General features: G+C 50.2%; 21 protein-coding genes and 1 other annotated feature. Of the genes, 11 read left to right on the top strand and 10 right to left on the bottom strand.

The features are described 5' to 3' along the window. Positions 1–23 precede the first annotated feature (23 nt). The 3 genes from BUQ98_RS05860 (at position 24) to BUQ98_RS05850 (ending at position 2,386) form a co-directional block, all read left to right on the top strand. Positions 24–329, top strand: a complete 306-nt coding sequence (locus BUQ98_RS05860) for a hypothetical protein (RefSeq protein WP_074212925.1) — start codon at positions 24–26, stop codon at positions 327–329. Between the two features lie 286 nt (positions 330–615). After that, complete coding sequence (locus tag BUQ98_RS05855) at positions 616–1,158, top strand: putative pterin-binding protein (protein ID WP_139294648.1); 543 nt, start codon at positions 616–618, stop codon at positions 1,156–1,158. A 10-nt stretch (positions 1,159–1,168) separates the two neighbouring features. After that, a complete protein-coding gene (locus tag BUQ98_RS05850; RefSeq protein ID WP_074212923.1) occupies positions 1,169–2,386 on the top strand; it encodes a GGDEF domain-containing protein in 1,218 nt (405 codons plus the stop codon). 32 nt (positions 2,387–2,418) lie between these two features. On the opposite strand, the gene trpA is transcribed toward BUQ98_RS05850, so the two are convergent. The 7 genes from trpA to aroF all read right to left on the bottom strand — a co-directional run bounded on the left by trpA (position 2,419) and on the right by aroF (position 10,247). Continuing rightward, positions 2,419–3,240, bottom strand: coding sequence for a tryptophan synthase subunit alpha (gene trpA / locus BUQ98_RS05845; protein ID WP_074212922.1), 822 nt, complete (start codon positions 3,238–3,240; stop codon positions 2,419–2,421). Continuing rightward, a complete protein-coding gene (gene trpB / locus BUQ98_RS05840; RefSeq protein WP_074212921.1) occupies positions 3,237–4,430 on the bottom strand; it encodes a tryptophan synthase subunit beta in 1,194 nt (397 codons plus the stop codon). Before trpB ends, trpA begins: the two co-directional genes overlap by 4 nt. 121 nt (positions 4,431–4,551) lie before the next feature. After that, positions 4,552–5,940 (bottom strand): bifunctional indole-3-glycerol-phosphate synthase TrpC/phosphoribosylanthranilate isomerase TrpF, encoded by a 1,389-nt coding sequence (gene trpCF, locus BUQ98_RS05835; RefSeq protein ID WP_074212920.1) that lies wholly within the window; start codon positions 5,938–5,940, stop codon positions 4,552–4,554. Continuing rightward, complete coding sequence (trpD, locus tag BUQ98_RS05830) at positions 5,937–6,941, bottom strand: anthranilate phosphoribosyltransferase (protein WP_074212919.1); 1,005 nt, start codon at positions 6,939–6,941, stop codon at positions 5,937–5,939. The genes trpCF and trpD overlap by 4 nt, the downstream gene beginning before the upstream one ends. Before the next feature lie 80 nt (positions 6,942–7,021). Continuing rightward, positions 7,022–7,636: an aminodeoxychorismate/anthranilate synthase component II gene (locus tag BUQ98_RS05825; protein ID WP_074212918.1), complete on the bottom strand. Its 615-nt coding sequence runs from the start codon at positions 7,634–7,636 to the stop codon at positions 7,022–7,024. Beyond that, entirely contained in the window at positions 7,633–9,237 is a 1,605-nt protein-coding gene (locus tag BUQ98_RS05820) for an anthranilate synthase component 1 (RefSeq protein WP_074212917.1), read from the bottom strand. The genes BUQ98_RS05825 and BUQ98_RS05820 overlap by 4 nt, the downstream gene beginning before the upstream one ends. Then, entirely contained in the window at positions 9,234–10,247 is a 1,014-nt protein-coding gene (gene aroF / locus BUQ98_RS05815; protein WP_074213599.1) for a 3-deoxy-7-phosphoheptulonate synthase, read from the bottom strand. The genes BUQ98_RS05820 and aroF overlap by 4 nt, the downstream gene beginning before the upstream one ends. 83 nt (positions 10,248–10,330) lie before the next feature. Beyond that, positions 10,331–10,425 (bottom strand) — a sequence feature (Trp leader region). Positions 10,426–10,840: 415 nt separating this feature from the next. On the opposite strand from aroF, the gene BUQ98_RS05810 reads away from it, so the two are divergent. Then, positions 10,841–11,743, top strand: a complete 903-nt coding sequence (locus BUQ98_RS05810; protein WP_074212916.1) for an RNase RNM — start codon at positions 10,841–10,843, stop codon at positions 11,741–11,743. A 106-nt stretch (positions 11,744–11,849) separates the two neighbouring features. Next, a complete protein-coding gene (locus BUQ98_RS05805) occupies positions 11,850–12,470 on the top strand; it encodes an L-threonylcarbamoyladenylate synthase (RefSeq protein ID WP_074212915.1) in 621 nt (206 codons plus the stop codon). A 166-nt stretch (positions 12,471–12,636) separates the two neighbouring features. Here the strand turns inward: BUQ98_RS05805 and BUQ98_RS05800 are convergent, their stop codons facing one another. Continuing rightward, entirely contained in the window at positions 12,637–13,719 is a 1,083-nt protein-coding gene (locus BUQ98_RS05800) for a glycerol dehydrogenase (protein WP_074212914.1), read from the bottom strand. A 346-nt stretch (positions 13,720–14,065) separates the two neighbouring features. On the opposite strand from BUQ98_RS05800, the gene dhaK reads away from it, so the two are divergent. From dhaK to ptsP, 3 genes are read left to right on the top strand one after another with little or no spacing between them, the layout of a single operon-like run. After that, entirely contained in the window at positions 14,066–15,124 is a 1,059-nt protein-coding gene (gene dhaK / locus BUQ98_RS05795) for a dihydroxyacetone kinase subunit DhaK (protein WP_074212913.1), read from the top strand. A 13-nt stretch (positions 15,125–15,137) separates the two neighbouring features. After that, a complete protein-coding gene (gene dhaL, locus BUQ98_RS05790; protein ID WP_074212912.1) occupies positions 15,138–15,773 on the top strand; it encodes a dihydroxyacetone kinase subunit DhaL in 636 nt (211 codons plus the stop codon). Between the two features lies 1 nt (position 15,774). Continuing rightward, positions 15,775–18,177 (top strand): phosphoenolpyruvate--protein phosphotransferase, encoded by a 2,403-nt coding sequence (gene ptsP, locus BUQ98_RS05785; protein ID WP_074212911.1) that lies wholly within the window; start codon positions 15,775–15,777, stop codon positions 18,175–18,177. 68 nt (positions 18,178–18,245) lie between these two features. Here ptsP and dhaR read toward each other — a convergent pair whose 3' ends face one another. Next, complete coding sequence (dhaR, locus tag BUQ98_RS05780) at positions 18,246–20,171, bottom strand: dihydroxyacetone kinase operon transcriptional regulator DhaR (RefSeq protein WP_074212910.1); 1,926 nt, start codon at positions 20,169–20,171, stop codon at positions 18,246–18,248. 332 nt (positions 20,172–20,503) lie between these two features. Between dhaR and rluB the strand changes: the two genes are divergently transcribed. After that, positions 20,504–21,484 (top strand): 23S rRNA pseudouridine(2605) synthase RluB, encoded by a 981-nt coding sequence (gene rluB / locus BUQ98_RS05775; protein WP_074212909.1) that lies wholly within the window; start codon positions 20,504–20,506, stop codon positions 21,482–21,484. Between the two features lie 46 nt (positions 21,485–21,530). Here the strand turns inward: rluB and BUQ98_RS16775 are convergent. Next, positions 21,531–22,759 (bottom strand): IS3 family transposase gene (locus tag BUQ98_RS16775; protein WP_139294610.1). Its coding sequence is split into 2 segments (ribosomal slippage): positions 21,531–22,408 and positions 22,408–22,759, totalling 1,230 coding nucleotides; the frame shifts between segments, so codons are not numbered across the junction. A gap of 223 nt (positions 22,760–22,982) precedes the next feature. Between BUQ98_RS16775 and BUQ98_RS05760 the strand changes: the two genes are divergently transcribed. Together BUQ98_RS05760 and BUQ98_RS05755 are read left to right on the top strand one after the other, a co-directional pair. Further along, complete coding sequence (locus tag BUQ98_RS05760) at positions 22,983–23,882, top strand: helix-turn-helix domain-containing protein (RefSeq protein ID WP_074212908.1); 900 nt, start codon at positions 22,983–22,985, stop codon at positions 23,880–23,882. A gap of 76 nt (positions 23,883–23,958) precedes the next feature. Beyond that, positions 23,959–26,097, top strand: a complete 2,139-nt coding sequence (locus tag BUQ98_RS05755) for a TonB-dependent siderophore receptor (RefSeq protein ID WP_074212907.1) — start codon at positions 23,959–23,961, stop codon at positions 26,095–26,097. Positions 26,098–26,135 lie beyond the last annotated feature (38 nt).

Below are 26,135 nucleotides of genomic sequence, written 5' to 3'. Positions count from 1 at the left end.
ATATCGAGTGACAGGAGGTAGCCATGTCTATCCGTTCACGCAGTTACACTTTAAATACGACACCCGCGCAAAAAGCGCACGTGCGAGTAATACCCAATGGTAATGTGATGGTTCACATTGCAGACGAGCAACACCCTCACCTTGCTGAGTTTGATGAAGTCACATTTCAGCGTAAAGGGAAGATAACCCAGTTGCTTGCCGAGCATATTGAGCCTGGGAAATGCGATAGTTGGGCATTACCCTTGAACCACAAGGATGCCAATGAGTTAGCGACATTGATTGATCAAGCGCAAGAAGAGTTTGAACTATTAATGCGTGACCTTAGCTAAACGCGTCGACAACCTGTCGGTACACACTGTGCCGACAGGTTTTTTATTTGTCACTTCTATCTTGCTCTCTGCGTTTCGCTGCGAGTTATCTCAATGATGAGATTTAGTAATAAATGACGACATCAGCACTATAAATCGTCAACGACTTTCAAGCACACTAGTCGCAACTGCGTCACATCAGTGGCGTAATACAGACAAGTGACTTACGTTTGTGACAGTCAGACAGAGCATGCCCTGTTGCTGACAGGCAAACCTCCGGTTGTCGTGATGATGTAACTGGTGAAAAATGAAAGAAAAACCTAGCACAGTCTCTATGGCCGCCCCTTTTTTATTGCTATGCGGTGTATTTCAACCCCTTCGTGTTGCGACGGTGATGGTCAGTCTTTTCGTGACCTTCAGTACTGCAGCTTCGTTACATGTGCCGATTAACCTCACGGTTAGGGCCAGCCCAGAGCAAAGTATGCTATTTGATCGGCAGAAGCTCGAGGCATTGCCACAAGCACATATCATTACTCAAACCCCGTTCACACGAGGTCAGCAACGTTTCGATGGCGTGGCGCTATCAACAGTCCTTGACGCTGCTGGTGTGGGGGAATGTGCTAATGTCAACCTGAAGTCGATGAACCGATACCAATCGGTACTCAGTCTTAACATGGCCGTGCGGTATCACCCAATGATTGCCATGAAACGAAACGGACAGGCGATGACATTACGGACTCTGGGCCCACTTTGGTTGGTATTTCCTCTCGACCAATATCCTGAGATTCAGAATGATCAATTCTATTCGGCAATGGTTTGGCAGCTGACCGATATAGAGTGCCTGCGCTAAGGAGTCATGAATGATGAGAAACGCACAATTTAAGGTCATGCCGGTCAAGCGCACTATTTTGGTTGTTTTCATTGCCCTTATGGCGGTTGGCGTGGTGTTAACCACGAACAAGATCACGACCTTATCTGAGCGTCTGACCAACAGTCAAAGCAAGCTTGTGTGGTATATGCTTAGCCTGTCTAAAGAGTACGATGCGCTCATTACGTTGCTAGAGCGCTATCAAGGTGGAAAGAGTGGCTTTGATCCATTGGCGATTCAGTATGAGATTTTGTGGAGCCGTTTTCCTGTTGCCATTACGATGGCGAACAGTGGTGAAGCAGACCAGTCTCATCCAACTGTGCTGCTTAAAACTATGTTTGCCGATCTCAAAGCGCATGAAAGTCGTTTTTATGCCTTGCGTTACTCCAGCGAAGCAATAGGCTCGCAGATCGCTCATTATCGTCAGCAGCGGCAACTGCTCGATGGATTTTTTCAGCAATCGCTGTCGATGCCGGGGAATGGCTATCGTGAACATACTCGGTTACTGAACCAGCTAGGACAGCTGACCACCGTGATGACGTTGGGAATGATTGCTGTTGGGGCCACGGTACTTATATTGATCGCGATGGAAGCGAAACGCTACTATCGGTTAGCGCGCGAGGATCAACTCACGGGGTTGCATAATCGCCACTGGTTGTTTGATACGTTAAACGGTCGCTATACTTTTAACACAGACGATATGGCGATATTAGTGATTGACCTCGATGGTTTTAAAGCCATTAACGATAACTATGGCCATGATGTGGGCGATCTGTTTCTTTCGGTATTGGCGGATAAGCTGGTGGCAGGACTTCCTCAATATGCGGTGATTGCGCGTTTAGGCGGGGATGAGTTTGCGGTGGTGATGCCGTATCAGCATAAAAATGATCCGATAGAGACTGCCAATACTCTGGTTGATGTGGCGCACCAGCCTATCAATATTAACGAGTCTCCGTGCCAAGTCTCGGCCAGCATTGGTATTGCGTATGGTCAGGATAAGCTCAGCGGAGAACGTTTACTGACGCATGCGGATACGGCAATGTACGCCGCAAAGCGGGCAGGGAAGAATCAATACCGCGTGTATCATAACACCATGCAGCCCCCTAATGAAAAACAACACAGTCGTGCTGGGCCGCGGTTTGATGAGGCCACGTATTGGGTAAGTGACCATCATCAGGGCGATGGTGAACAAGCATCGCCCAACTCTTAGTGTTATCAAGCTCAGTGTTATCCAGCTTGATATTATTGGCGAGCTGTCGCCGCTTTCATGGTTTTGACGAAGTCCGTTAAGGCAGCAAGCATGGTGGGCACATCATGTTGATGATGCTCGATGATCTTCACCACCGCCGAGCCAGAAATGGCGCCTGCCGCCCCGGCGCTGATTGCCGCTTTGACTTGCTCAGGGGTTGAAATGCCAAAGCCAAGCAGCGGACGCGGTGCTTCATGATGATGCAAGGTGCCGAGCAGGTGTTCAACCGGTGCCCCTGCTTTAGCTTCTGCCCCTGTGACGCCGGCGCGAGACACCAGGTAGGTATAGCCACGACCCAGATCCGCAACATGAGCTAAGGTTGCATCGTCTGCGTTGGGTGGCGCAATAAAAATCGGATCAATACCATGCGCTAGCGCTTGTTCGCGAAATGGCGCAGATTCAGCAATTGGCACATCTGCCACGAGCACCGAATCGACACCCACTTCCGCGCAACGGGTATAAAAAGCGTCAATACCACGGGCGTAGACGAGGTTAGCGTACATCAGCAGCCCAATCGGCACGTTAGGGTGTTTTTCGCGTATCGCTGCCAACATTTCAAAGCAGGTATCGGGGGTGGTGCCTGCCGATCTTGCTCTAATGGTTGCATCCTGAATGGTCGGGCCATCGGCCAATGGGTCAGAAAACGGCATGCCGAGCTCAAGCGCGTCGGCACCGCCCTCAACCAAGGCATCGACCACGGCGAGTGATTGTTCTGGATTTGGATCCCCCAAGGTGACAAAAGGAACAAAGGCACCTTGCTGTTTGGCATCCAGATTTGCGAACATCGCTTGATATCGAGTTGATGATGCCATCATGACAGCTCTCCTTTGCCTTCTAAAATGTCATATACAGTAAAGATATCTTTATCACCACGTCCGGATAGATTGACCACCAAAAGCTGTTCCTCTTCGGGATCAGCGGCAATCATTTTTTGGGCTTGAGCCAGTGCATGGGCAGATTCTAGCGCGGGAATAATACCTTCGTTGCGCGCAAGCGATTGGAACGCTTCTAAGGCTTCATCGTCAGTGACCGCCGGGTATTCGGCACGGCCAATGGCGTTAAGGTGCGCATGTTGTGGTCCTACGGACGGAAAGTCTAATCCGGCTGAGACTGAATACGACTCTTCCACTTGGCCATATTCATCCTGCATCAGCGGGGATTTCATACCGAAGAAAATACCGGGCTTGCCGTGCTTTAAGGGCGCGCCGTGTTGATCGGTATCGAGTCCTTTGCCCGCGGGCTCAACACCAATTAAACGCACGTCTTTGTCATCGATAAAGTCAGCAAACATGCCAATGGCGTTTGAGCCGCCACCCACACAGGCGATTACCGCATCCGGCAAGCGACCTTCTACCTGCTGAATTTGCGCGCGGGTTTCTTCACCAATAATGCGTTGAAACTCGCGCACAATGGTCGGGAAGGGGTGCGGGCCCGCTGCGGTACCGAGCAAATAGTGGGCGGTATCATAGTTGGCTGACCAGTCGCGCATTGCTTCGTTACATGCATCTTTTAACGTCGCAGAGCCCGCATGTACTGGGATGACGGTGGCACCCATCAGCTTCATTCGAAACACATTAGGGCTTTGGCGCTCAACGTCTTTGGCCCCCATGTAGATGCGGCATTTCAGCCCCAGTAGCGCACACGCCAGTGCAGTCGCCACACCGTGCTGACCGGCTCCGGTTTCGGCAATGATTTCTGATTTGCCCATACGCTGGGCCAGCATCGCTTGGCCCAGTACTTGGTTGGTTTTGTGTGCACCACCGTGCAGCAAGTCTTCACGCTTAAGATACAGCTTGGTGTTCGTCCCCTTGGTGAGGTTACGACAAAGCGTCAACGCGGTGGGTCGTCCGGCATACTCTTGCAGCAGGCGGATAAAATCGTCTTTAAATTTCGGATCGTCTTGGGCATCAATAAACGCTTGTTCGAGCTGATCAAGCGCAGGCACCAGAATTTGGGGCACATACTGACCACCAAATTCGCCAAAATACGGGTTAAGCTTGCTCATAATTATCCTTTTACGTCTTTAACTGGGGCCGAGATAGTTTGGTGGTCTTGGCGACATCCATCCTCTCAGCTAAATTATTTATGGAAATCAACCATCTCAGAAAATCAACTATCTCGAAAAATCAATAGCGGCGAAGGGCGTGGAACGCCGCGTTTAACTTGTTGGCATCTTTCACACCGGGCGCATGCTCGACGCCGGAGTTAAAATCCAGCCCGAGGCAGCCTTGTTCAGCCGCTTTGGCCGCATTCTCGGGGGTGAGCCCGCCGGCAATCATGACTTTGTCTTTGGCGGTTTTAGGGATCAGGTGCCAATCAAAGGTTTTACCCGTGCCGCCAGATTGTTGGCCGACTCGGCTGTCGATAAGGTGGCGGTCAGCATTCACGCCGTCTAAAGCCGGTGCGACATCAGAGACACCGTGCGCTTTCCAAATTTCACAGTGCTCAGGGAGCTTCTCACGCAATGCTTGTAGATACGCTGCGTCTTCATCACCATGCAGTTGCACCGCGTAAAGGCTGAGCTGTTGCGCGTATTCGGCCACGGTGTCCAGCGCATGATTTTGGAACACGCCTACATAGCGAAGCGGCGCGCCTTGCTGCACGCGCTCGGCCACGGCAGGCGTGACGGCACGCGGGGAGTGCTCAACAAAAATGAGTCCGCCGTAGATAGCGCCTACGTGATAGGCGGCGAGGGCATCGTCGGCGGTGGTGAGTCCACAGACTTTATTCTCTCCCAAGATCACTTTACGTAGCGCGAGGGTAAGGTCGGGTTCTGCCATTAATGCACTGCCAATCAAAAAGCCATCCGCATGGTGGGCAAGATCGCGCACATGGCGATGACTATGAATGCCACTTTCTGAAATCACGATCGCTTTTTCGCCCACTTGTGGTGCTAAGCGTTTGGTACGATCGCGATCGATGCTTAAATCGCGCAAATTCCGGTTGTTAATCCCAATCACCACCGCCCCTAAGGCATTGGCACGCGCGAGCTCGTCTTCGGTGCTCACTTCGGTAAGCACGCCCAGCTTTAGCGACTCGGCTAAATCGGCCAGCTCGCGGTATTCGGCGTCGTCGAGTACTGACAGCATCAATAAGATCGCATCGGCTTGATAATGACGCGCGAGGTAAACCTGATAAGGGTCGATAATAAAATCTTTGCAAAGCACAGGCGCATCGACTTGTGCGCGCACGATCGGCAAGAAGTCAAAACTGCCCTGAAAGTGGTCTTCGTCAGTCAGGACCGAAATGGCCGCGGCAAAGGGTCGGTAGGCACGGGCGATACTGGCCGGATCGAAGTCTTCTCGGATCAGGCCTTTTGAAGGCGAGGCTTTTTTGCACTCCAAGATAAACTGTGACCCCGGCGCGGCCAGTGCAGCACGAAAGTCACGATCACTGGGCGTCAGTTGGTCGATAAAGCTGTCCAGCGGCTGAGTGCGCTTACGCGCGGCCACCCAGCGTTTTTTGTCATCGACAATGCGGCCTAATATTGTGTCATTGAGGGCTGACGTGGTCATACTGCGCTCCTTTGTGCTAACGCTTGCATGATGGTGTAAGGCTTGCCCGACGCCATCACGTCCAAGGCCTGTTGGGTGTTTGCTTTCAAATCTTCTTTTCCGAATAAGCGTAGCAATAGTGCCACATTGACGGCCACCGCGGCTTGCTGGGCGTCTGTGCCTTTACCTTGCAAAATTGCGCTGATTATCGCGCGGTTTTGCTCTGGTGTGCCCCCGGCAATGCTTTCCAGCGGGTATTCGGGTACACCAAAGTCGCTGGGGGTCAGGGTGTAATGCTCGATGTGGGTCGGGGTGATTTCTGCCACCGTCGTGGGGCCGTGGATAGCCACCTCATCCAGGCCGTCACCGTGAACCACAGCCGCGCGTGTCATATTGAGGTTTTGCATGGTTTGTGCAATCGGCGCAACTAGGGCTTGGTCGTACACGCCCATCAGCTCAATGCTAGGTTTCGCCGGGTTAATTAACGGCCCAAGCAGATTAAAGATGGTGCGCGTTTTCATCGCTTGGCGTACGGGCATCGCGTGTCGTACACCGGTGTGGTATTGCGGGGCGAATAAAAAGCAAACGCCCAGATTATCCAAGGCCTCGCGAGCACGGTCGGCAGGCATCGCCAAATCAATGCCAAAGGCAGCGAGTAAATCGGAGGAGCCTGACTTGCTCGATACCCCGCGGTTGCCGTGTTTGGCGACTTTAACGCCACAAGCCGCGGCGACAAAGGCGGCCGTGGTTGAAATATTAATGGTGTTCGCGCCATCGCCTCCCGTGCCAACGATATCGGCAAACGGATAACTGGGGCGGGGGAAAGGTTCGGCGTTGTCGGTGAGTGCTTTTGCCGCGCCCGCGATTTCTTCAGGCGTTTCCCCTTTAATCTTCAATGCGGTTAACGCAGCCGCTAATCGTGCTGGCTCGAGTTCACCCTGAATGATCGCACTAAACAGCTGCTCGCTTTGTGCTTGGCTGAGTGACTGTTGTTGGTAGAGCGTCTCTAGTAGTTGATCCATCACTGTACTTAACCTCGGTATTTGTCTGTTCGAGCTCCGTGCTTATCTGGCACGTGTTGTTGTTAGCGCTGATATTATTGTTAGCGCTGATAGTAGCCACTGGCCCAATCGATGGTGTGGGTGAGCAGGGCAGCGCCTTGTGCGGTCAAAATAGATTCTGGATGGAATTGATAACCGACCACGTAGTCGGTATTGCTCACCACCGCCATCACTTTTTGAGCGTCGCCATCCAAGGTCGTGGCAATGACATCCAAGCTGGCAGGTACCTCAGTCGCCACCAGCGAGTGATAACGGGCCACGGTGAGCGGGGATGCCAATGGGCCAAATACCGCATGCTGTTGGTGATACATGGCCGAGGCCTTGCCGTGCATGATGGTGCCAGCACCGGCGACTGTGCCGCCGTAGGCTTCGACGATCGCTTGCTGACCCAGGCAAATCCCCAGCATTGGCACTTGGCCACGCAGTTTTTCAATCAATGCGGGCATACAGCCGGCATCAGCCGGCGCACCTGGGCCGGGCGAAAGCACCAGTAGCGGCTGGGGCAGGGTACGGATGTGGCGAGCAATCGCCTCGGCCTCTAAATGATTGCGGAACACCGTGACCGGGTAACCCAGTGCGCGAAATTGATCCACTAAGTTATAGGTAAAGGAGTCCATGTTATCGAGCAGGACGATGTCCATTGACGGGGTACTCATGATTGGCCTCCTTGGTGGGCGGTTTGAATCGCATGGATCACCGCTTGTGCTTTACCCCGGGTTTCGTCCGCCTCGGCTTGTGGGTCAGAATCAAACACTACACCCGCACCGGCCTGTACGGTGGCAAGGCCGTTTTCAACGTAGGCAGAGCGGATCACAATACAGGTATCCATCTCACCCGAACCGGTAAAATAGCCCACGGCCCCGCCATAACTGCCGCGACGGCACTGTTCGGTGTCACGGATAAGTTGCATCGCGCGAAGCTTGGGCGCACCGGTGAGCGTGCCCATATTCATACAGGCTTGGTACGCATGCAGCGCGTCTAGATCGGGTTTCAGCTGACCCACCACCCGAGAAACTAAATGCATGACGTGGCTGTAGCGGTCGACTTTGAGCAAGTCGGCGACATGGCGGCTGCCGGGCGTGCTAATTCGCGCCACATCGTTGCGGGCCAAATCGACCAGCATCATGTGCTCGGCATTTTCTTTTTCATCATTACGCAGCTCAAGCTCAATGCGGCTATCCAAGTCGTGATCAATGTCGCCTTGGGCGGTTTTTCCCCGTCGGCGCGTACCCGCGATGGGATAAATCTCCACCTGATTAGTCGCTTGAGTATATTTAAGGGCGCTTTCCGGCGAAGCGCCAAACAAGCTAAATTCGCTATCGCGCAGATAAAACATATACGGGCTAGGGTTGCCACGCTTCAACGCTCGATAAGCATTGAGCGGCGAGGGACAGGCGAGGGTAAAGCGGCGCGATGGCACCACTTGAAACACATCTCCGGCAATGACGTGCTTTTTCAGCGCGTCAACTTGCTGACAAAAATCTGAATCGGAGACCGAAACCGCAACGCTGTGATCGGTGACCACGGGCGCTTCTGGAAGCGGCGCAGGCGATAAGCAGGCATCTTTGATGCTCTGCAAGCGACGCGATAAATCCACATAGTGGACGCGAGCGTTATCACCCCCAAATAAGGTGCCTTGTAAGCGCGCTTGGCGGTGCTGGTGGTCAATTACTAGTAAGCTTTCCGCGACATAAAACAGGTAGTCGGGGCAGTGCTCGGTGCCGTCCACCGCCGGTAGCGTTTCAGTGCTGGCCACCAAATCATAGGCAAACAGGCCACCGATAAAGAGCGCATCGTCAGGTTGATTATCCAACGCGATACTTTGTTTGATGACACGCAGGGCATCAAACACCGACGCTTGGCGCAGACGGGCGTCTTCATCCAATAGCGCACCATTGTCGTTAGGATGGCGGAACGTCAATGTCAGGGCGGGAAAGTCTCCATCGTCGGCCTGCGCTACCTCACAGGCGAGGGCCTTAAGCGCTGCGCTCTGGGTGATACTCTCCAGCAAATGGCTGCCATTATGGGTGAGCGCTTGTAAGGTCACGCGTTGCCCGCGGCACTCAATGCGCACGGCGGCATCAATCAGCATCAGGCTTTTAAGGTTGCGTTTGGAGTCAATCTCTGCCGACTCCAACAGCATGCTGTAAGGCTTATTTTGGCACACGGCGGCATACAACTCGGTCGGGTCGGCGACATAAGGCACCGAAAGTTGGAGCGTATCAAGCTCGCCATGTTGGGGATCATGAGTGTTCACAGCTTTCTCCCTGCCGCTTGCACAAAGGGGGTAAGTTCTTGCATTAGCTGCGCGAACATATCGCCGGTTAATGCTTGGTGGCCGTCTGACAGTGCTTCGCTTGGGTTTAAGTGGCTTTCCACAATGATGCCATCCGCGCCCACGGCCGCTGCGGCGCGTGATAGTGGCGTCACTAGCTCTCGCACGCCGGTACCATGGCTTGGGTCGACCAACACAGGCAAATGGCTGCGCTGCTTCATCAAGGCCACGGCATTCAAATCCAAGGTGTTACGTGTGGCGGTTTCGTAAGTGCGAATACCGCGTTCACATAAAATCACATTGGGGTTACCTGCATCGACAATATATTCCGCCGCCAGCAAACATTCTTCGATAGTGGCGGAAAGCCCACGTTTTAACAAGACAGGTTTGCCGGTTTCGCCTACCGCTTTGAGTAAGCCATAGTTTTGCATGTTACGCGCGCCAATTTGCAAGCAATCAATGTACTCGCACACCGCGTCGACTTGGCTAATTTCCATTACTTCTGACACGGTTGGCATGCCGGTCAGGTCACTGGCTTGTTTGAGCAGTTTTAGCCCCTCAACCCCCATGCCTTGGAAGTCATAAGGGCTGGTGCGAGGTTTAAAGGCGCCGCCCCGTAACACACGTGCGCCGTGCGTTTTGACTCGCTCCGCCACGGATAGCAATTGAGACTCCGACTCCACCGAGCAGGGACCTGCCATGACCACGAAGTGTTGACCGCCTACAGGTACATTGCCGATATGCACCACGCTGTCATGCGGCTGTACATCACGGCTCACACGTTTGTACTTGGTTAAAATCGGTTTGACTTCCTCAACCAGCGGGTTGGCCTCAAAATGGCATTGTTGCAGCACACGTTCATCACCCAGCGCGCCCAATACAATGCGTTCCACACCCGGCATGTAAAGAGGTTTTAACCCGCATTGCTCGATTTGATTGAGTAGGGCTTTGGCATCCTGCTCGGTGGATTGGGGCTTAAGTACAATAATCATCAAATATCCTTTTAAACTATGGTTGCAGGTTACCGTGGCTGAATGCGTGGTGGCACGATAACGCGTGATGGCAAAACTAAGAGACAAAAACGCCCGCATCAGTGGCGGGCGTTGTGAATAAGGTAGCTGTTTATACAGCGCGTCACACCACCCGTGAGGAGCCGTGCCACCAAATAAGCGCAACAGAGGTCATGGATGTCGCCAATACACTCACGGCCTGTTCGGCAGTTGGTGCAGTGTGAATCGAATGTGATCTAGACGCGGCGTTGAAATACATGCTGCGAGACTCCGTTGTGACTGTTACCCTTAGCGCCATATCGCTCCCCAAGACAGAGAAACGGTGCGCGTTAACTTGTGTACTAGTAAACTGATATTTTGCTTCCGTGTCAACGGGGAAATCGAAAAGAATGCAGAAAAAGTGCGGAATAAGCACACGATAGTAAAGAACAAAGATATTCACCGTGCTCGCTAAGCACTGATTAACTTGGCGCGTTCGCATTGACTGAGCCCCGTAGCGCGTACTCAGCCTCAGGCTGATAAGACACACACGGACAGTGCCAAGGCGCGAGCACATTAAGGAAACCCGATACATCATGATCATTGATTTACATAGCCATACCACAGCCTCAGACGGCCGCTTATCACCCAAAGATTTGGTGCAGCGTGCCGTCGAGCGTCGCGTGGGCGTATTGGCGATTACCGACCACGACACCACCGCCGGCCTGCTGGAGGCGCAAGCAGAAATTGACCATCAAAACTTGCCCCTTACGCTGGTCACTGGCATTGAAATTTCGACCTTGTGGCAGAACTTTGATATCCACATTGTAGGGTTAAATGTCGATCCCCAGCACCCGGCATTAACCGTATTGATTGCGGAACAAGCTGAGCGACGCCAACAACGCGCTGAGCTGATTGCTGAGCGGTTAGAACGCTCTCATTACACTGGAGCACTCGCGGGGGCGCGTGAACTGGCTGGCGATGCAACGCTGACCCGTGCGCATTTTGCTCGCTGGTTGGTGGAGCAAGGTCACGCGAAAACCATGCAGGCTTGTTTCAAGCGTTTTTTAACCCGAGGGAATACCGGCTATGCACCACCGAACTGGTGCTCGATTGCAGAGGCCGTTGAGGCGATCCATGAGGCAGGCGGGCAGGCGGTGCTCGCTCACCCAGGCCGATACAAACTCAAAGCCAAATGGCTGAAACGATTACTGGCTGCGTTTTCTGACGCTAATGGCGATGCTATCGAAGTCGCCCTTCCTCAGCAGTCGCAACAAGAACGTCGTTTGCTGGCCGATTACGCGCGCGATTATGGTTTATTGGCCTCGCTGGGGTCGGATTTTCATTATCCCTCTCCGTGGACAGAGCTGGGCCGCAATTTATGGCTACCCAAAGACAGTCAGCCGGTTTGGCATGACTGGGCGTGGTTAGACGCGGCTGAACAAAAATGGCAATCAGTAAATCAACTAGATAGCGACAAGCCAGACGCGTTAGAATAAACACATACGTTATATTAATAGCGATAAGGACTATCCGGCGCGCTAGCCACCAACGCTGGATCGCGGTTGAGCATCCTAGTGTGGCGGAGCTAAAGCAGGAGGAATCATGAGTCAGTTTTTTTACGTTCACCCAGAGAACCCGCAAGCGCGGCTGATCAAACAAGCGGTGGAAATTGTGCGAAACGGTGGGGTGATCATTTATCCCACCGATTCGGGCTATGCGCTTGGCTGTCAGCTTGAGAACAAACAAGCGCTAGAGCGTATTTGCCGTATTCGCGATCTCGATAAAGATCATAACTTCACCTTGTTGTGTCGCGATCTGTCTGAGTTATCACTGTACGCACGGGTCGACAACGTCGCATTTCGTCTTATCCGCAACAATACGCCAGGTGCCTACACCTTTATTCTGAAAGCGACCAAAGAAGTGCCAAAACGTTTGATGAATCCAAAACGGAAAACCATTGGCATTCGTGTTCCAGATAACCAAATTGCCCTGGATTTGCTCGAGGCGCTGGGTGAGCCGCTAATGTCGACCTCACTGATTTTACCGGGTAACGACTTTACCGAATCCGATCCCGAAGCGATCCGCGATCATTTAGAGCACAGTGTGGATTTAATTATGCACGGTGGGGTATTGGGTGAGGATCCGACCACGGTAATCGACTTTAGTAATGATAGCCCTGAAGTTCGACGTCATGGCAGTGGCGATCCCACTCCGTTTGATTAATCTCTTATCACCGATGAACCAAAGAACATTGCACCGCGTAATCACGGATGCAATGTTCTTGTTCTGATGTGCGTCAACCAGTGGTTGACCTTCCATTCCCGCCCAGCCATCTTGCTGGGCGTTTTTTATGATCCGATATGCCTCAATCTACGCGGTAGGCGACGCACTATTGACCCAGTTGATGCGCCGTCAACATGGCGGCATAAACGTTATCTGCGGTGACAGGAAATGGCATGTTGTGGATAGTCTCTCCCTCAGCCGTTGATGCTTCTGCCACCGCACGCAACGTCGCATGATTTAGCGTTTTTACGCCCATATCAAAAAGGTTGGTCGGTAGGCCAACGGAGCGGCAGAAAGCGAGGACCGTATTTATCTCCTCCATTGCCGCGTTTTCGAGCACGAGTTGAACAAGTGTACCAAATGCTACTTTTTCACCATGGTAAAGGTGATGGCATTCCTCAAGCTTGGTGAGGCCGTTATGGATCGCATGTGCGCCAGCTAGCCCGCTGCTCTCAAAGCCGATACCGCTTAAGTAGGTGTTGGCTTCAATAATGTTTTCTACCGCCTTGGTACTCACTCCATTTTCCACTGCGATTTTCGCTTTTAAGCCATCTTCAAGTAATGTTTCATAACACAGTTTCGCGAGCGCTTGTGCAGACCGTGTCGCGAGCCCGCCGGCCATGGTTGCCTTTCCTGACGTCATATTTGCACGAGCTTCAAAGTAAGTTGATAGCGCATCACCCATCCCGGACACTAGCAAGCGAACCGGTGCTTTAGCGATGATAGATGTATCCATGATCACCATGTCCGGGTTTTTAGGGATCATCAAGTATTCAGAAAATTCACCTTCTGGGGTATAGATAACGGCGAGAGCCGACGTTGGCGCATCTGTAGACGCGATAGTCGGCACAACAACAACGGGAATGTTGGTATAGAAGGCAACGGATTTTGCCGTATCTAATGTTTTCCCACCGCCAATACCGACGATGACATCATGTTGCTGTGTCGCACAAATATCGGTGATGCGCTCGATCTCAACACGTGAACATTCGCCATTAAAAATATTGGTTGTTAGCGAAACGTCTTCATCAGCAAAACTCTGCTTTACCGTATCACCGACCAAGTGGGTGACGAATTCATCGGCGATGGCTAATGGTTTCTCACCAAGGCTCTTTACGTAGTGTGCAATCGAGCTCAGTACTTGCTCACCTTGGACGTATTTACTGGGGCTAATAATTATTTTGTCCATAATTCAGACCTTTATTCTTTGTTATGTGTGTTTTCTGCAATGAAAAACCATTGTAGGAGAGGCGCTATATTAGGACTGACATCCCAAACGAGAAAGGATATCGCGGATTTGAAGTGTGCTTTTATGACCGCAGTGTCAAATAAGTCGCGCGAGAAAAAACAAAAAAACATGCTTTTTGGCATCGATCACTATTCAGGCAACTTCCGTTGATAACGTTCCAAAATGAAACGAAATAAAAAGATAGATTGTTCCATTATGGAACGAAATTATTTTTGTTGAGCCCCGGTTTTCTCTGCTTAAGATGACTTCATACCCTACGTAAAAATAAATGGAATGAGATAGAACGATGAAAAAACTAATTAACCAAGTTGATGATGTTGTCTTGCAACAAATGGAAGGCCTCGCGTTGTCCCGTCCTGAGCTAAAAGCCAACTATGAACCTCGTTATATGTGGCATGAGGAAACACCAGGGCAAGTCGCGTTAGTGTCTGGTGGCGGTTGTGGTCATGAACCCTTGCATGCGGGCTTTATTGGTAAAGGCATGTTGACTGGCGCGTGCCCAGGAGAAGTCTTTACCTCGCCCACACCGGATCAAATGTATGAGTGTGGGAATCAAGTGAATACCGGCGAAGGCGTGCTTTTTATTATAAAAAACTACACGGGCGATGTGTTGAATTTTGAAACGGCCGTGGAGCTACTTCATACCGATGGTATCCGCGTTGGGTCAGTCTTGGTGGATGATGATGTGGCCGTGAAAGATAGCCTTTATACCGCTGGTCGCCGTGGCGTGGCAGGCACTGTGTTAGTGGAAAAATTAGTCGGCGCTGCAGCAAGTAAAGGTTATACGTTGCCACAGTGTGAAGCGCTTGCTCAACGCGTCAATAACCAGTGCCGATCCTTTGGTGTCGCGCTCAATGCGTGTGTCGTGCCAGCCGCAGGTAAGCCGTCGTTTATCTTAGAAGATAATGAAGTAGAGTTTGGTGTCGGTATCCATGGTGAGCCTGGTATTAAACGCATGCGATACACAGACGTCGATACTTTGGTAGATGAGATGTTTGCTGAAATCACTGAGAACGCACCTTATCAGCGCACATTACGGATTTGGAATCGTGAAGAAGGCGAATGGGATGAGGTCGTGTCTAGTATTGAGCCTTTTTCTGCCGATCATGACTACATCGTGATGGTCAATGGTATGGGAGGCACGCCAATATCTGAGCTTTACGGCGTGTATCGCCGTCTAGCGCATAACTGCGAGCAAGCGGGATTCCGCATCGTACGGAATAGGGTAGGTAACTTCTGTACGTCGCTTGATATGGAAGGGGTGTCAATCACCTTACTCAAAGCCGATAACGAGATGTTAGAACTTTTTGATGCGCCCGTCGACACAGCCGCAATCAACTGGTAACAGGGGAAATAACATGCAAATTGAAAAAAAACATATCATCCACTGGTTAGAGTTATGCGCGACAACCTATCAAGAAAATCAAGATTTTCTCACGGATCTTGATCGTGATATCGGTGATGCAGACCATGGCCTCAACATGAATCGTGGCTTTAAGAAAGTCGCGGAGAAACTGCCGCAAATCGTCGAGCAAAACATGGGTAGCATTCTAAAAAATACGGGAATGACATTGTTGTCTAGTGTCGGAGGTGCAAGCGGCCCGTTGTATGGCACGTTATTTATTCGCACGGCGGCGGCTGTCGGGACCCGAGAACAATTAACCTTTGAAGAGCTGATCGACGTGCTAAAAAGTGGTGTCGATGGTGTGGTCTCTCGTGGTAAAGCTGAATTGGGCGACAAAACGATGTGCGATGTTTGGCTACCAGTTTTGACGAATATAAAGGCATCGTTAGATAAGGGCACGAGTGCTGATCACTTACATAATGAGATGGTTGAGCTCGCAGAAGCGAGTGTATTAGCCACGATTGAAATGCAAGCGAAAAAAGGGCGAGCGAGCTATTTAGGCGAGCGCAGTATCGGCCATCAAGATCCCGGTGCAACGTCCTCTCTATTAATGATTAAAGCACTAAAGCAAGCAATAGCAGGTAATTAAGATGGTGGGAATTGTTGTTGTCTCTCATAGTCGTCGCCTTGCTGAGGGGGTCGCTGAATTAGCGACCCAAATGACCCAAGGCAAAGCGAATATCGCCATTGCTGCAGGTGTTGATGATCCTGACAATCCGATAGGCACCGATACCATTGCTGTCATGGAAGCGATAGAGCGGGTACATGATGAGAAAGGCGTTATTGTCTTGATGGATCTTGGTAGCGCATTATTGAGTGCAGAAATGGCGATAGATCTCCTTGATGATCAAATAAAGAAGAATGTTACGTTAATGTCAGCACCCATCGTCGAAGGGACGATGGCGGCCTCGGTGGCAGCAGCGGCAGGGTTACCTTTGGCAACCGTGGTAGAGGAAGCGCAAAATGCCTTGAGTGTAAAACAAGCGCATCTGGGTGATCAGCCTTCAACAGACGCGGAACCCGCGCAAACGGCGAAGCAGGATAAAGAAACGCTGACATATGACTGGATCGTGCAAAATCCGCATGGATTACATGCTCGGCCAGCCGCCGCCATTGTTGGCACACTGGCGCGTTTTGACTGTCAACTCTGGCTACAAAAGGGCGATCGACAGGTCAATGCAAAAAGCCTCAATAGCATTGCGAAGCTTGGTGTCCGTTGCAATGACACCATAACTATACATGCCCTTGGATCCCAAGCCGTGGAGGCAATAGCAGCATTTAAAGCACTGGCACATGATCACTTTGGCGAAAAACAAGCCGTTGATGATGGCGTTCTCGAACATCAAAGCGATGAAGTCGATACATTACAGCATGAGGTGAGTCCGCAAACCATTGAAGGCGCGATCACGGGGATTAGCGTGAATGAAGGTATTGTAACGGCGCCCGTTGTTCTTTTTACCAGTCACATGCCACCCGTACCCGATCGCCCCTTTGGTCATAAAATCGATGAAATGGCGCATGTTAAGCACGCCATAGAGTGCGTTGTTCAGCGTTTACAACGCCAAGCCAAGCAAGCGAAAGGAGATATATTTTCGGCGCATAGTATGATGTTAACTGATCCTGAATTATGGCAATCGGTCGAATCGCATATTCAATCAGGCATGATTGCCGAGCAAGCGTGGTTAGAAACCCTTCACGCGCTGGCCGAAGAATACCGTCACGCTGAGACGTTATACATGCGCGAACGTGAAGCCGATGTATATGATATTGCCCGCCAAGTGATGGTTGAAATGACAGGTGCCAAACCTCATGCCGTTGAGATTAATGAGCCAAGTATTTTATTGGCCCATGACCTTATGCCCTCGGATGTGGCTGGATTCGATAAATCAAAAGTGCTCGGTATCTGTTTAAGTGAAGGCGGTAAAACGTCCCATAGTGCGATACTTGCTCGGGCGATGGGGATCCCCGCGATGGTAAAAGCGCAAGGATGTCTCGACACCGTCCGGTCCGGTCAAATGGTGACGCTGGATGGCTTCAAAGGGCACTTATGGTTTGCACCGTCAGATGAGATACAGCAGGCGCTAGACGCGCAGCAAATTGAATGGCAACACGCGCGGAAAAGTGCGCTAGCGAGCGCACAGCAAGTGGCGATGACTCGCGATGGTCTCGCTATTCCCGTGTTAGCGAATATTGGTGGGCCGAATGATTTGGACAATGCGTTAACATCGGGGGCAGAAGGTGTTGGTCTATTTCGTACCGAGTTTTTATTCCAAGACAGTGAAGCCTTACCGACTGAAGATGAACAATACCAAGTTTATCGAGATATTGCCGTTGCGCTCGGCGATAAACCACTCACCATTCGTAGTCTCGATGTGGGGGGGGATAAACCTCTAGCGGCATATCCGATGCCTGCGGAAGAGAATCCCTTTTTAGGTTTGAGAGGGGTACGTTTGTGCCTTAAGCATGAAGCCTTATTTAACACGCAACTGCGCGCGATTTTAAAGGCGTTTCAGGTACAGCCTAATATTCAACTGATGATACCTATGGTCGCTCAAGTTGAAGAAGTAAAAAAAGTGAAAGCGTTGTTGGCGCATCAAGCACAGCAATTAGGGGTGGATGCCAGTAAGCTTCCTGTCGGTATTATGATAGAAGTACCCGCTGCTGTCCTGAATGCGGATGCGTTGGCGCAAGAAGTCGACTTTTTTTCTATTGGCACCAACGATCTGACGCAATATGTTATGGCGGCAGATCGCGGCAATACGGCAGTCGCAGAGCTTGTTAATTATTTTGAACCGTCGGTATTAAAAGCCATTGAGCTGACGTGTGCTGCCGGTGAGCGTGCTGGTATTCCTGTTAGCATGTGTGGCGAGATGGCGGGTGATCCGAACGCAACACAAACGTTACTTGGTATTGGTCTTCGTAAATTCAGTGCGAGCGCTAGCCTGTTGCCAGGACTCAAAGCACAGATTCGCCAACTGTCTTTGCAGGAATAGCGTTCCTCTACGTATAAACCGGCGTTCAACGCCGGTTTTTTCAATATGACTTGTTTTATTATGGCTTGCTAGTACCACTCCATTTGTTCATGTAACCCAAATTTTTTGATTTTTCGCCACAGTGTCGTGCGCCCAATTTGTAGTGCTTTGGCCATCTCGTTCATTTTCCCATTATATTGATTCCAGGCCTGAACAATGGCTCTTTTCTCGGCTTCTTCTAGGGTTACGATCGGTGTATTATCTGTACGATGGTGGGCGTTCAATTTTATGTCCTCAGGAATATCACTCAGTTTTATTAAGTTTGAACCTCGATTAAGCAAGATGCGCTCAATTCGGTTTCTTAACTCGGAGTTATTTCCTGGCCAACGAAAATTCATTAACGCTTCCAATGCCACTTGTTCTATAGAGAGGGTTACATTGTGGCGACGCTCATAATGATTAATCAGTTGTTGGACAAGATGTTCGATATCTTCTCTGCGTTTTCTTAGTGGCGAAATAGGAAGTTCGTTTGAGGATAACTCATAGTAAAGTTGGCGACCAAATGAGCGCTGTGTAACGTATTCGCTGATTTCCGCGGTCGTGCTGGTAATGAGTTGAAAGTCTACTGGGATCAATCGCAAGCTATCGCTACGGCTTACCAAGCCTGTCTTTAATAGCTTTAGCAAGACGGCTTGTAGATCTGGCGATAGGTATTCGACTTTTTCTAAAAATAGAGTTCCGCCGTGAGCTAACTCAAACTTAGAAGGCATGCCCTGTCCTTCATCATAGCCCAGGGTCTCTTTCACCAGTTGCTCCGTATTGATCGAGCGGCAGTTGAGCGTAATGAATGGCCCATCTTTGTAGCTACTTTCGTTATGAATCGCCATGGCTAACGTCGCCTTTCCTACACCTTCCTCGCCAGTAATGAAAATCGGTGAATTCGATTTTATCGCCCGTTTAGCCATGGTAATCACGTGTTTCATCTTGCGTGAAATAACAGGCAACGTATTGAATGTATATCGTGCACTGCCTCCGATTTGCTGTTGAGCTAGCTCGCGAATTTTATCGATGGGGTGTAAGAACAGTAAGTGGGTGCCGTCATTGAGCGCACGCAGCGTGATAATGGCTTCGACGAACTCACCCCTGACTTCTATTGTGGTCAGTTTACGCTTAATCGTTGTGCCAGACTCAATACTGTTGAGTACATTAGGAGGGAAACGAAAAACACAGAACACATCTTTCTCTAAGACATCGCTTGCCTCAATATTCAGTAACTGCTCAGATTGATGGTTGACCATTGTGATGTGGTTGTCTTCATCCCATGCCAGGAGGCCATCATCCATGCACTCTAGTGTGGCGTTGTGTGCGCAGGACAGACGGTTAATATTCTCTTGTTCAGAATGAATATGTATCTGCAAACTGATCTCTCTCGCACTTGACGCGATGATGACGAGGCTCTCTTTCTGGTAGCGTTCTGCGTTTTTGATCAAACACGTTGTCCCTCGTAACTTGCCAAATTGATCGAAAACAGGCGCTGCGACGGAGGCATAAGGATGTAGGTGACGGTTAAAATGTTCAGCGGCAAAGACTTCACAAGGCATATGGGTGTTGATGCAGAGATTGACTGCATTGGTGCCAATCTTTCCTTCAGAAAGAAAGCAACCTTGTTTGATACCAAGCTCGTTCATCTGCTGCTTTATTGTGTCATGCCCGACGAGAGAAAGAATGCAGCCATTGTTGTCCGTCACAACCAATAGCAAATTCTCTTCCCCTAACATATCGTAAGTATCTTCAAGGACGGTCGTGGCACATTCGATCAGATGTTCGTTGCGTTTCATCAAAGACGACAAGGTAAAACCAGACGCAATGTGTGGTTTTGACCAAGTGTAAGGATTGCATTGCTTTATACAGCGCTCCCACGATTTAAGTACGGGGGTACGTGAGAATTCATGAGATACCCAGTGGTGTTTCTGGAAAAAGTCCCATTTGGTTTTGTTGTCTTCGATCGAAAGCATGCTATACCGCTCTAGCACAAGTTATAGACTGACGAGATGTTACAGGTACTTTAGCCCAGCAGCTGTGAGAACTTTCACGTCCAGCACAGAGAAGCGATAATGAGCGAGATAAAAGACGTATAAAAACTGACCGCTTCACCCAGAGGCAAAGGCGTATTTCTCTATGCGTGCGTGACGCTGTCGTGTATCATTGGCACCGATTATTGTGCCGCGCACGATCTTGTTTGGATACGTTCAATAGGTCGTTGTCAGAGGCATATAATAACCAGCCATAACGTAGAGTTATCCCGTTTTTGACGCCTGTGAAGGCGACAGTAAGGTAAGAGACAAACATGAGCGAAAAATTACAGAAGGTGCTAGCGCGTGCTGGTATGGGTTCTCGTCGCGAGATGGAAGGGTATATCCAATCCGGCCGAGTGAGTGTCAATGGGGTGGTGGCAAAATTAGGCGACCGTCTTGACGATCCGAGCGCGCTGGTGCGTGTCGATGGCCACACGGTGCCGCTCAGTGCATCTTCTGATTCGGTGTGTCGCGTACTGGCCTATAACAAGCCAGAAGGTGAATTGTGTACCCGTAGCGACCCAGAAGGTCGTCGTACTGTCTTTGATCGGTTACCTAAACTTAAAGATGCCCGTTGGGTGGCGGTCGGTCGCTTAGATGCGAATACGTCCGGCCTCATGCTGTTTACAACCGACGGTGAGCTAGCCAATCGCTTGATGCACCCGAGTCGCCAAGTGCAGCGTGAATATATGGTTCGTGTTTTTGGTGAAGTTAATGAAGACATGGTGCGCAAGCTGGTTGCCGGTGTAGAGCTTGAAGACGGCGTCGCCCGTTTTGAGGATGTGGTCTACGCGGGTGGCGAGGGGATGAATCACACCTTCTATGTTGTGATCACTGAAGGGCGTAACCGTGAGGTTCGTCGTTTATGGGAAACCCAAGGTGTGACGGTGAGTCGCTTGAAGCGTGTTCGCTATGGCGATATCTACCTTGAAAAAGATCTCCCGCGCGGTGGCTGGCGTGAAATGGAGCTGAAAGAGGTGAATTATTTGCGCGAAATGGTGGAAATGAAACCAGAGTCGCAGACGGTGATCACGCCTGAAGATCAGAAGCGTAAGAAGTCACGTCAGAAAATTCGTCGAGCGGTACGTCGTTATGAAGAGCGTATCGATGATACCAAAGACAAGCCGAAGAAAGCCCGTCAAGCGCGTCGTGGCAATGCGCCAGCGGCAGGTCCGAAAGGTAGTGGCCCGAAAAAAGGTAATCAGCGCCCTGTTGCCCCACGTGGCAAAGGAAAACCGCGTACGCGTAAATAAAGCTCCTTTTCGGTGATTGTCCCGTCCTAATATAGGTTGACAGTTTTTAGGCCAGCTCCAGTAGCTGGCCTTTTTTATTATGCACCTGATTGGGGGTTGCCATACTTAAACTTAGGTGCGGTCTCATTTCGTTGTATATCGCTATCGATTCTTTTACCAGTATTTTAAGCTCTGTCAGTGTCTTACACCGGTACAGTAAAAACTCATGCTTCAGTATGCCATTGACTCTTTCCGCTAACGCGTTTTGGTAGCAATCATAACCATCCGTCATCGACGGCTGGATTTGACTCTCCTGTAGCGCACTCTGATAAACGGCTGAGCAGTATTGCGAACCTCGGTCTGAGTGATGTACCGCATTGCCGATATAGCGCTTATCTTTGACGGCCATTTTCAGCGCTTTCACTACATTGTCGACTTTCATATCTTCGCTAACGTGATGACCCACTATCTTGCGTGAGTTGGCATCGGTCACCAGTGACAGATAGTGCACACCTTGGTCTGATTCAACATAAGTGATGTCGCTGACCAGTACATGCGCAGCATCATGCAGTCCGTCTTCTTTTAGCAGGTTAGGATGCTTCTTCATCCAGTGCTTACTACACGTAGTTTTTGTGTAGCTTTTCTTGGGTTTAACCAGTAAGCCTTCGCTTCTCAGATAGCTAAAAAACCCGTCTCGCCCTAGCTTAATTTCGTGTTCAACTAGCTTGGGCTTTACCAACGCGTAGAGCTTACGCGCCCCTAACCTCGGCATATACTTACGCCAGTATTGGACCCAGTCTCTGATGATTGATAGTTCAGCTCTTCGGCTTTCCATTCGAGCAACGGCTTGATAGACACCTTGCCGAGAAATGCCTGTGGCACGACATGCCGCCGCTAACTTTATTTTACTTTTGGCTTTGGCTTGCCAGATGTACCGGATAAGTACTTTTTTCTGAGGCCGGCTCCGTACTCATTGTCCATGATATCGACCATACCATTGAGGATTTGGTTACGCAGTTTCTCTTCGGCTAACTCACGCTCAAGGCGCTTGATAGTTTCGGATGGGGTTTCTTTTGAATGTGGCATAAGGGGATGCTGAAATGGCTTCGACCAATCGAGTCTACCATGTTTTCTGAGCCAGACGAGTACCGTTGAGCGGCCCTGAATGCCAAAACGGGCTTGAGCTTGTTTGTACGTCATTTCGCCTTTTTCAACACGCTCTACAACGCCTAATTTAAAGGCTAAGGTGTAATCACGTTGCGTGCGCTTACGGCTTGAATTACTTGATGTTGTCATAAAGAAGTCCTCTTTATGTCAACGTATTTCAGGACGGGACAGATGAGTTTATTAAGCCCGGCCTTGTCGCTGGGCTTTTTATTTGGAGAGTGGGTTGTGCGTTGAGGTCATCTAGTGTCAGGTACGCTCTGAATGTCTTTAATGACTCCTCATCTCAGATGATAACAATTATGATTTGTGTTAACGTCTTGGTTGTTTATAAAATTATCGATATACGGACGTAATGAAAACCGCCCCTGAGCCTTATCAAACCACTCGCTTTAATCGGATTGAACGTGTGTTAGGCTACATCCATACGCACTTAGACCAACCCTTGTCTGTCAATGCGTTAGCAGCGCAAAGTTGCTGGTCACGCTGGCAGTTGCAGCGTGTGTTTTCCGAGCAAACAGGCGTCAGTGTTGCGCATTACGTGCGTGAGCTTAAATTGAGTTGTGCCGCGAAACAGCTATTAACGGACAAAAGCCGCATTATTGATATCGCTCTGTCGTATGGCTTTGCATCTGAGGCCAATTTTTCACGCGCCTTTCGGCAGCAATATGGTGTTAGTCCTCGAGATTATCGTCGGCGTGGTGTGATGGATGGCATTCGCACTCCTTTACAGATTACGACTCTCGCCACACCGCAACCGTCGTGGTTGTCCGTTCATATTCAAACACGCCCTGCCGTTATGCTAATGGGATATGTGGCGCCTATTTTAGGATTATTTGCGCCAGAGCCCAATTTTCATGATGTTGTCCCCGCACTGTGGCAACAAGCCCATGCTCGTGGCGTGATTGATCCGCATCAGCCCAGTATCGGTGCGATTGATGTCGCCAGTGCCGACACATTGCACGCGCCTCTGCCATACCTTGCTGGTCAACAGCAGCCAACTTCTTACGTATCAGCCGCTACGACGTGGACGATCCCTGAGACAACCTACGCGGTCATTTCCCATACTGGCCCAGTGAGTGAGCTTCCTAAGACACTACACGCATTTATTCATCATTGGCTACCGGCCTCTGGGTATAAATGTATGGATGGGGTTGAGCTTGAAGTGTATCCCCCCGGTTACCAACCGTACTCAGAGACTGCCGAAATGGCGTACTGGATACCGCTTGACCATGATCATCATGCACCAAAATGAACAGTATTCTCCGTGTATATCCATAAAATGCGAATGATTCCGTTTTACACTTTTGGGTCGTTAGAAGGATATCAGGATGTACACACATTTTGCGCACACAGAAATGATGAACTGGCGCCTTTCACCACTGGCTTTGGCTGTGATCGGTAGTTTGGTCACTCCTTTGGCGAATGCAGAAACAGAAAATGATCAAATTGAAACACTGCACATTCTAGGGGATACCTACCGAAATACCGCGACAAAAACGGTATTGGCACCTGAAGAGACACCACAAGCGGTCACAGTGATTAACCGCGAAACCTTGGAGCAGCGCCAAGCAAGTTCACTAAGCGAAGCGGTGCGCTATACGCCGGGCGTAAATACCGAACTTCGTGGTGGGGCAGTGACCCGTCTCGACCTTTTCAATATTCGTGGTTTTATCAACTATCAAAATTTTTACGACGGATTAGCGGTCCCTTACAACACCTGGAATTTACAGCCACAGATTGATCCTATCGCGATTGAGCAAGTCGAGGTTTTTAAAGGGCCAACATCCGTGTTGTACGGAAATATTCCACCGGGTGGCATGGTCAACATGATTGCGAAGTCTCCCCAGCGTGACAAGGCGCACCGTGTCACCGTGAGTACGGATACGGATGCACTGCGAGAGGTGTCTGTTGATAGTACTGGAGCGATTTCAGAGACGCCGCTGGCATACCGCATGGTCGCGCTGGCTCGGCAAAAAGACGGGCAAGCGGGGGATTCAGAAGAAGAACGTTATGTCGTGGCTCCGTCGCTAGATTGGCGTATCTCGCAAGATACATTGGTGAACTTTAATCTTTATTATCAAGCCGATCCGGCTGCGGGAATCTACACTTCATTGCCCGCAAAAGGCTCGGTATTGCACAGTGACCAAGGCCGTCTTTCGAGTGACAGTTTCTCCGGTGATAACAACTGGAATACCTACGACCGTGAGTTTTTGATGCTCGGGTATAAAGTTCAGCATCAGCTATCATCCAACTGGTCGTTATTACACACTGCGCGCTATACCGATGCCGATTTGCTGCAAAAGAATATGTACCACACAAAAAGCAGTGATGGCAGACACTACCCGCGTAACGCGTACCTGACGGATGAAACGATAGAATCCTGGGTGGTTGATACTCAGCTCTCAGGTGACTTGAGCTGGGGGGCGGCAGATCATTACACTTTGCTAGGGGTCGATTATCAGACTATGTCCTCGGACGTGGGTTACGATGACACCCTCGCTGCCGGTTCAGTACCGGATATTGATATTTTTAATCCCAATAATAACCAGGTTGACCCGCACGCACTTAACTTTATTTATCAAGATCGCCATGACATTGAAGTCACGCAGACCGGGGTCTACGCTCAAGACCAGATCCTTTGGAACCAATGGGTTTTATTGGCAGGGGCTCGTTACGATGAATATGAGCTAAAAGACGATCAGCAGACGTTGTATGCTGGATCACCGAGCACCTCAGAGAAAAATATTCGTCACTACAACTTGGCATTCCGTGCCGGTGCGATGTATCAGTTTGATAACGGCATTTCTCCCTATATCAGCTATTCAGAAAGCTTTGAGCCCACTGATATGGATAATCGCGGCAACGTGTTTAAGCCCTCTCAAGGGGAGCAGTGGGAAGCCGGGCTGAAGTATTTATCATTGGCGGGGACGACAGGACTGAATCTCGCGTTATTTGAATTGACTAAACAGGATGCCTTGGTCAACGATCCCAATGATTCATATGCCAAAATTCAAACGGGTGAAATCCGTTCGCGAGGCGTAGAAGTTGAACTCAATCATGCGCTCAGCCGAGATACCGATGTGGCCTTAACCTATGGTTATATCGACATGGAAATTACCGATGATCCTAACTTAGCAGGGAAAACGCCTGTTTGGGTCCCGGAGCAAACCGCCAGTGCTTGGGTTCACCACCAGTTAATGGCTGGGTTAGACGTGAGTGTGGGGGCTCGCTATGTGGGTGAGTCACAGGGTAACGCAAATAATACCTTTACGGTGCCTGATTACACCGTGTTTGACACGGCACTGAACTATGACTTATCTCAGGTGGATACGTCACTATCAGGGGCGAAACTGTCACTATCTGCAACAAACTTGTTCGATAAAACCACGTACAGTTGTTACGATGAACTAAATTGTTGGTACGGTGATGAGCGGAATATTAAAGCCAAAATTGCTTTTGATTTCTAACCCCCTTCGCGAAAAACAACGCCCCCATCATGGGGGCG

The sequence above is a fragment of the Salinivibrio sp. ES.052 genome, from assembly GCF_900141775.1.
Taxonomy (GTDB): Bacteria; Pseudomonadota; Gammaproteobacteria; order Enterobacterales; family Vibrionaceae; genus Salinivibrio.
This window is presented reverse-complemented; position numbering and strand designations above follow the sequence as displayed.

Excerpts from the sequence above, each read along its gene's own strand:
- BUQ98_RS05760 (WP_074212908.1), top strand. The coding sequence starts at position 22,983 with ATGAAAACCGCCCCTGAGCCTTATCAAACCACTCGCTTTAATCGGATT.
- aroF (WP_074213599.1), bottom strand. The coding sequence starts at position 10,247 with ATGATTATTGTACTTAAGCCCCAATCCACCGAGCAGGATGCCAAAGCC.
- BUQ98_RS05850 (WP_074212923.1), top strand. The coding sequence starts at position 1,169 with ATGATGAGAAACGCACAATTTAAGGTCATGCCGGTCAAGCGCACTATT.
- trpA (WP_074212922.1), bottom strand. The coding sequence starts at position 3,240 with ATGATGGCATCATCAACTCGATATCAAGCGATGTTCGCAAATCTGGAT.
- BUQ98_RS05860 (WP_074212925.1), top strand. The coding sequence starts at position 24 with ATGTCTATCCGTTCACGCAGTTACACTTTAAATACGACACCCGCGCAA.
- BUQ98_RS05755 (WP_074212907.1), top strand. The coding sequence starts at position 23,959 with ATGTACACACATTTTGCGCACACAGAAATGATGAACTGGCGCCTTTCA.
- BUQ98_RS05855 (WP_139294648.1), top strand. The coding sequence starts at position 616 with ATGAAAGAAAAACCTAGCACAGTCTCTATGGCCGCCCCTTTTTTATTG.
- ptsP (WP_074212911.1), top strand. The coding sequence starts at position 15,775 with ATGGTGGGAATTGTTGTTGTCTCTCATAGTCGTCGCCTTGCTGAGGGG.
- BUQ98_RS05810 (WP_074212916.1), top strand. The coding sequence starts at position 10,841 with ATGATCATTGATTTACATAGCCATACCACAGCCTCAGACGGCCGCTTA.
- rluB (WP_074212909.1), top strand. The coding sequence starts at position 20,504 with ATGAGCGAAAAATTACAGAAGGTGCTAGCGCGTGCTGGTATGGGTTCT.
- trpD (WP_074212919.1), bottom strand. The coding sequence starts at position 6,941 with ATGGATCAACTACTAGAGACGCTCTACCAACAACAGTCACTCAGCCAA.
- trpB (WP_074212921.1), bottom strand. The coding sequence starts at position 4,430 with ATGAGCAAGCTTAACCCGTATTTTGGCGAATTTGGTGGTCAGTATGTG.
- BUQ98_RS05825 (WP_074212918.1), bottom strand. The coding sequence starts at position 7,636 with ATGAGTACCCCGTCAATGGACATCGTCCTGCTCGATAACATGGACTCC.
- dhaR (WP_074212910.1), bottom strand. The coding sequence starts at position 20,171 with ATGCTTTCGATCGAAGACAACAAAACCAAATGGGACTTTTTCCAGAAA.
- dhaL (WP_074212912.1), top strand. The coding sequence starts at position 15,138 with ATGCAAATTGAAAAAAAACATATCATCCACTGGTTAGAGTTATGCGCG.
- BUQ98_RS05805 (WP_074212915.1), top strand. The coding sequence starts at position 11,850 with ATGAGTCAGTTTTTTTACGTTCACCCAGAGAACCCGCAAGCGCGGCTG.
- dhaK (WP_074212913.1), top strand. The coding sequence starts at position 14,066 with ATGAAAAAACTAATTAACCAAGTTGATGATGTTGTCTTGCAACAAATG.
- trpCF (WP_074212920.1), bottom strand. The coding sequence starts at position 5,940 with ATGACCACGTCAGCCCTCAATGACACAATATTAGGCCGCATTGTCGAT.
- BUQ98_RS05800 (WP_074212914.1), bottom strand. The coding sequence starts at position 13,719 with ATGGACAAAATAATTATTAGCCCCAGTAAATACGTCCAAGGTGAGCAA.